The 5,960-nt window shown below is 57.4% G+C and carries 3 protein-coding genes and 1 pseudogene; 3 read left to right on the top strand and 1 reads right to left on the bottom strand.

The window, feature by feature from the left end; translation table 11 throughout:
* The 3 genes and pseudogenes from AC1D2G_RS34290 to AC1D2G_RS34280 all read left to right on the top strand — a co-directional run.
* Nucleotides 1-132: pseudogene (locus AC1D2G_RS34290) on the top strand (inorganic phosphate transporter); the annotation flags it as partial.
* Between the two features lie 318 nt (nucleotides 133-450).
* The gene (locus tag AC1D2G_RS34285; RefSeq protein ID WP_477419604.1) at nucleotides 451-939 is read left to right on the top strand and encodes an NUDIX hydrolase; all 489 of its coding nucleotides are present in this window, start codon (nucleotides 451-453) and stop codon (nucleotides 937-939) included.
* A 632-nt stretch (nucleotides 940-1,571) separates the two neighbouring features.
* The gene (locus AC1D2G_RS34280) at nucleotides 1,572-3,524 is read left to right on the top strand and encodes a tetratricopeptide repeat protein (protein ID WP_477419602.1); all 1,953 of its coding nucleotides are present in this window, start codon (nucleotides 1,572-1,574) and stop codon (nucleotides 3,522-3,524) included.
* Nucleotides 3,525-4,006: 482 nt separating this feature from the next.
* Here AC1D2G_RS34280 and AC1D2G_RS34275 read toward each other — a convergent pair whose 3' ends face one another.
* Nucleotides 4,007-5,389, bottom strand: coding sequence for an adenylate/guanylate cyclase domain-containing protein (locus AC1D2G_RS34275; RefSeq protein WP_184874267.1), 1,383 nt, complete (start codon nucleotides 5,387-5,389; stop codon nucleotides 4,007-4,009).
* Between the last annotated feature and the right edge of the window lie 571 nt (nucleotides 5,390-5,960).

Here is a 5,960-nt window from a genome sequence, read left to right as displayed (position 1 = left end):
GGCGCTGCCCGCCGCGTTTCCGCGGTGCGCTGGGGCATTGCCGGCAACATCGTCGTTGCCTGGGTCGTCACGTTGCCGGCCACGGCCGCTATTTCGGCGATGTGTTACGTTGCGGTTGGGCTGGCATTGTAAATGGATTGGAACTAGCTATCCGCCAAGCTGCTCTGAACGCCAGCAGCGCGCCGTAGAGCATCAGCTTTCGGCGCCCACGGCGACGCCGGCTACGAGAAAGACCGCATCCGAGCGGAGAGAGAGGTCATTCTCATTCTCGGATTTCCTCCCATATTGTTCGTTCTAACGAGTTTCGTTGCGACAGGGGAGACTGGGTGCATTCGACCGGATTTGTAATAACGGTCATGACGGTAGCAACCCGCACCTCAGACCAGCATTGCGTCGCTGTTCCTGGCCACCACCGGCGTCCCGCGCCAGAGAATGAACTCAGGGAACAGGATGTCTAAGGAAAAGCAGATCATCAGCAAGGCCAAGAAAGGCAAACCTATCCGCCAGGTCGCGGCAATCCCTTTTCGGCTGGATGCAGGGGGGAAGGTCGAGGTGTTGCTAATCACGTCCCGCACGACGAAACGCTTCATCGTTCCGAAAGGTTGGCCGATGAAGGGTAAGAGTGGCCGGGAGGCTGCGACAACGGAGGCGCGAGAAGAGGCAGGAGTCCTTGGCACTGCGCTGAAGAAACCCCTTGGGGCATACTCCTATTGGAAGCGCCTTTCCAATCACTTCGTCAAAGTAACCGTCAAGGTCTACCTGCTGTCAGTCACCGAGGCACTTCCAGGCTGGAAAGAATCGTCCCGGCGAGAACGGGCGTGGCTGTCGCCATCGGACGCGTCGAAGCTGATCGACGACCCGCAACTTGCCGTCCTTGTACAAACCATTACCGATCCGACTGTTGCCGAATTGGTTTCTCGTGACCAATGGTTGAAGTAATCCCCCGACCCAGACGGAGGTTGCTGCCGCTAACATCTATTCATAGTACAACGTCGTATCACGGGGCGAAGCGGAAATGTTTCAGCCTCTGCTGACCGATATGCGGCGCAAATACGACGTACAGCGTGGTAGCTGGTGATGTCTGCTTTCAGGAAGCGGCACAGCAAATATCAACGGCCGATATGCGGCGCAAAGCTGCCGTTCCTTCCGTGCGCGAAACTTACGGATCCGGGTCAAAAGGCGATCTTTGCCGGGGAGCGATCCATGCTGATGGTGTGCCCAATTAAACGAGCGATAAAGGGCCGAAATGGATTTTGCGACCCCATTGTCATACCGGAGCGTGGGTTAGAGCGGCCTCAAATCAATGAGGCGTCGAGACAGCTACTCAGCAACAGCATGAAGAAGCAGGCGACGATCATCACGGCGAAGAGAGACACTCAACCCCCGAGCATTCGAGGACCGAGAGCATCGATGCAGTACTGCCATGTCCGCAATGCCCCAGCGAACGGACGTGGGGCGGATATTTCAGAAACGACGCGTATGACCCATCTCGGAAGTCGGGCCGGATAGACTCTAGGCCAGGGTACCAATACAATCCCAATTGCCCGGCTTTCTGAAAGTATTCAACCCACATGGCCGAGACTCGAACCCAACGCCGCCTTGCTGCAATTTTGGCAGCCGATGTTGTTGGTTATTCCCGCCTGATGGAACGCGATGAGGCTGGCACACTAGCCGCATTGAAATCACGTCGGCAGGCCGTGTTGTCTCCATTGGTCGTCCAGCACAATGGTCGCGTAGTCAAACTTATGGGCGACGGTGTGCTTGTCGAGTTCGCCAGTGCAGTTGATGCGGTACAATGCGCGGTTGAACTACAAAAGGGATTCACTGCTGCTAACGAAGGCATTCCCGAAGCCTCGCACATCGTCCTGCGTATCGGCATCAATCTGGGCGACGTGATCGTCGAGGGCAGTGATCTCTATGGCGACGGTGTCAACGTGGCCGCCCGGCTGGAGGGACTGGCTGAGCCCGGCGGCATCTACGTCTCCGCCACCGTGCACGATCATGTCACAGGCAAGCTGGCATCGGCGTTCGACGATCTGGGCGAGCACACACTCAAGAACATCGCGAAGCCAGTGCGGGTTTATCGCGCCGGAACAGGCGGGACCGGCAGACGTGCGGCGCAACCGGCGACTGCACTTTCGGAGAAGCCATCGATTGCGGTCCTGCCCTTTGCGAATATGAGCGGCGATCCCGAGCAGGAGTACTTTTCCGACGGTATCACCGAGGACATTATCACCGACCTTTCGAAAGCGTCCGGACTCTCCGTCGTCGCGCGCAATACCGTCTTTACCTTCAAGGGCAAGGCGGTATTGATCGAGGAGGTGGCGAAGAAGCTAAATGTCGCCTACGTCCTGGAAGGAAGTGTACGCAAGGCTGGAGGGCGAGTGCGTATCACGGCTCAGCTAATCAATGGTCGTGGCGGTGACCATATCTGGGCCGAGCGGTATGACCGGACGCTGGACGATATCTTTGCCCTTCAGGACGAGATATCCAAAAGCATTGTCGACGTGCTCAAAGTGAAGCTGTTGCCCGAAGAACTGGCGACAATTACAAACCGCTCGACCGACAACCCAGAGGCTTACGAGACGCTGTTGATGGGCAGGTCGTTCCTCAATAGGGGAGTCGAGACCAAGTTTATCAAGACAGCGCAGCGACTGTTTGCCAGAGCTGTTGAAATTGACCCAAATTATGCGCGCGCTTATGCCGCTTTGGCTGATTGCGAGTGGCTTCTGTTGACCTGCAACGATCCCGATGCCAGCTTCGAGGCGGTTCTTTCCAACAGTACACGGGCGCTGGAACTTGAGCCAGGTCTCGCCGATGCCCACGCATCACGTGGCGGGGCCTTTTTCGTAAATGGCCGGTATGCCGAGGCGGAAGTGGAGTTCGAGCGAGCTTTAGAGTTAGACGCCAGTTCTTCCGATACCTATTTCTCTTACGGCCGGAATTGTTTCATTCAAGGTCAATACGAGAAAGCTGCCGCGCTGTACCAGCGTGCCGTGTCGTTGTCACCCGATGACTATCGGGTCTGGACCAATCTAAATATGGTCTATGTTTCACTTGGCCGCAGCGACGACGCCAAGGAAGCTGCAAGGCAAGGTGTGCTGGGAGTGGAAAAGGAAGTCAAAGCGCATCCCGACAATGCCACCGCGCTATGTTACGGCGCCTCAATGCTGGCGGAAATTGGCGAGATTGAACGCGCGCTGTCGTGGGTCTCCCGTGCTGAAATGTTCGCCGGAGACAACATTGCGGTTCAGTACAACATAGGCTGTTTTTATGCGAGGCTGGGCAAGGCGGAACAGGCTATCGATTGCCTGGAACGTCAGCTAACTGCATCACATGCCTACCTCATTTTGCGCATGCCTTGGATGCGTCAGGATAGCGACCTCGACTCGCTCCGCGCTCATCCCCGTTATGTCGCGCTCGTCAATCGGATGGAGGCCCAAATAGCCGCGACTGGGGCTCGAATATCAGCAGGCCACGAGGAGAGTGAAGCAATAACCCTGAATATGAAGCCCGGAAAATGAGCTGATTGAGCGCAGGTCCGTTCCTGGCCCTGCTGCAACATGATAAGGGGCGCAGAATAGGGCTGCTGAGGGCCAGGGAGCCGACGTCGAACCGGGTCAGTTTTGCCCGGATACCAGCTGTGGGCGTTGGCATGGCTGGCCGAAACAAGACATACCCAGGCTAAATACCGCAGAAACCGACCCATGGTTTTGCCCCTCATGCTCAGCCTATAGCATACGGCGCGCCGCCATCGCGGCGAAAGCGGCCCGACAGGCACAAAGCAGCTTCGCCCCTAAGGTAGATCCGGAATGAGCGCAATTGGGGCCGTTTGCGGACCGGCTGCTTCAGGCGGCAAATCTTCAGGGCCGGACATTACGGTCGCCGTGAGCATTGTCGTGACCTGACCCGATGCTGCCGTTCAGTCTCACGATCAGGAAGTCCTAGAATGTGAGAAAAGGCGACATGGGATCGCGACGGAAAACTGAAATATCGGAACGTCGCTTCACTCGAGCCCGATCCACACAAAGCCGTCCTGCTTTCGGCAGGGGTATACGATCAGTTTTGCGCGGTTTTTCGAAATGTCACCGGCGAATTCATAGCCCGGCGCAGTACCATCCTGCTGCAGCTGCGCCCACCCCCTGATTTCGCCGGTGGACAGGTCGAAACAACTCTGATGCCAGCGGCAGACCAGGCCAAGATCTGCGGTGATCGTGCTCTCCGTGTGTGGGAGCTTCAGCTTTTCGGCCTCAGTGGAACTTCGGCGTTCGTAGAGCGGCAGATGAAGATGCGGGCAAGCATTGTTGAAGGCGCAATAGTTGTCGGATCCGCGAACGACGACGATATCGTAATCTTCAAAATCGAGAATCCGACGTTCGTAGGGCCGAAGCTCGTCTTCGGCAAAAGCGCGAACCCACCTCCTGCCGCCGTGACGGATGGTTTCGCGAAGCCCCTTGGAATTCAGTTCGGCGTCAATTTCGGGCTTCAGCCTGACTATTTCAAACAGGCTTGTGCGCTCGGCGGTACCGCGAAGGCGTACCCTGACGAAGTCGCCGATTTCCACCTTGTCGGCGATCTGATCGCGGAGGGCCTCGGATATTAGCAATCGCGTACCGGCATCTTTATTGGCGGCCTCGACCCGGCTGGCCAGATTTACAACGTCGCCGATGGCCGTCAGACGTTCGTGTCCGGCGAAACCCAATGTGCCGATGACGGCTTCGCCATAGTTGAGGCCGATACGAATATCGAAATCGATGCCATACATCGAGGCAAAGAAAGGCTTCAGACGATCGACCGTAGCGAGGGTCTGAAGTGCGGCGTTCACGGCGCGGAGCGGGGCGTCTGGCTGGTCGTCGATACCGAATATTGCCATGAGCCCATCGCCGATCAGTTTGTCAATGAAACCGCCATTCTGCTCGATGACGTCCCCGACTTGGGCGAAGTAACGATTGAGCAGATACATCACGTCGTAGGGGGAAAGCCGCTCCGACAGCGCGGTGAAATCGACAATATCACTGAAGAAGACCGCAACATGCCTTGCTTCGCCGCAACGCGTCGCGGCAGAAGTGCCCAGCTGGCTAGTGATCATCATGTCGGTTTCGTCTAGCACCAGGCGTCGGACGCGAAGCTCGCCTTCCGGCCTGAGCTGACAGGCCAGCCGAACCTCATCGGCCAATCTCAACCGGTTCGCCATCAGGGTTTCGTCCGGATTCCGGTCCGGGCAAGCCTCAATGCCGTCGAGAACCCAAACGCGGCATGTCGAGCATTTCGCCCTGCCGCCGCATGCATGGGCGAACGGCACGCCCGATCTGAGAGCCGCCTCGAGCAAGGTCTCATCCGCGGCCACGTCGAAATCCACTCTGTCGGGTAAAGCGGTTACTTTGGTCATATCACCGAACACAGGTCCGTCGCGTTAACTGGCTTGTCAGTGTAGCACCAATCGGCTCAGGCAATAGAATCGTGCAAAATTCGAGTACCAACGAAGCCGAAATGGTTTCGTTGCGGGGACCGGACCACAAGACCGCTTGCATCGGCAGCGAGCGCTTGCCGAGCGGACAACGAGGGTTCATCACGGCGCGGATCGTGGTGGTGACGCTGCAGAGCAGAAACCGGCTTCGTCGAGATGCGACAACCAGGCAGCAACGATGTACGCCAACTATCAGCGCGCGAAGCAGACCATCTCGCTCTAATCGTCGAACTTTCGTCAATGGCGCAACCGCGACCTCCAGCGGGGTCGCCGGCAATGTCTTCTGTGGATGGCTCCCGCGATGCAAGGGGTGATTTGACGTTTCTGACGATTGGGTCAGGTGCGGTCTTCTGTCCGGCCTGTTGATGCAGTCGTTCATGTTGACCGCTGGCCTTGATGGTATCCGCGAGTCAGGTCCCACTCTGCTTTGCGGGCAATGATGCCCACGACATTCGCACGGGTTATCCCAGCTCCCGGTATGACCGGTGACCGG

Source organism: Mesorhizobium sp. P2_C7, assembly GCF_056404515.1.
This window is presented reverse-complemented; position numbering and strand designations above follow the sequence as displayed.

What these genes read in the sequence shown, in the direction of transcription:
- AC1D2G_RS34285 (WP_477419604.1), top strand. Translation starts at nt 451, where the DNA reads ATGTCTAAGGAAAAGCAGATCATCAGCAAGGCCAAGAAAGGCAAACCT.
- AC1D2G_RS34280 (WP_477419602.1), top strand. Translation starts at nt 1,572, where the DNA reads ATGGCCGAGACTCGAACCCAACGCCGCCTTGCTGCAATTTTGGCAGCC.
- AC1D2G_RS34275 (WP_184874267.1), bottom strand. Translation starts at nt 5,389, where the DNA reads ATGACCAAAGTAACCGCTTTACCCGACAGAGTGGATTTCGACGTGGCC.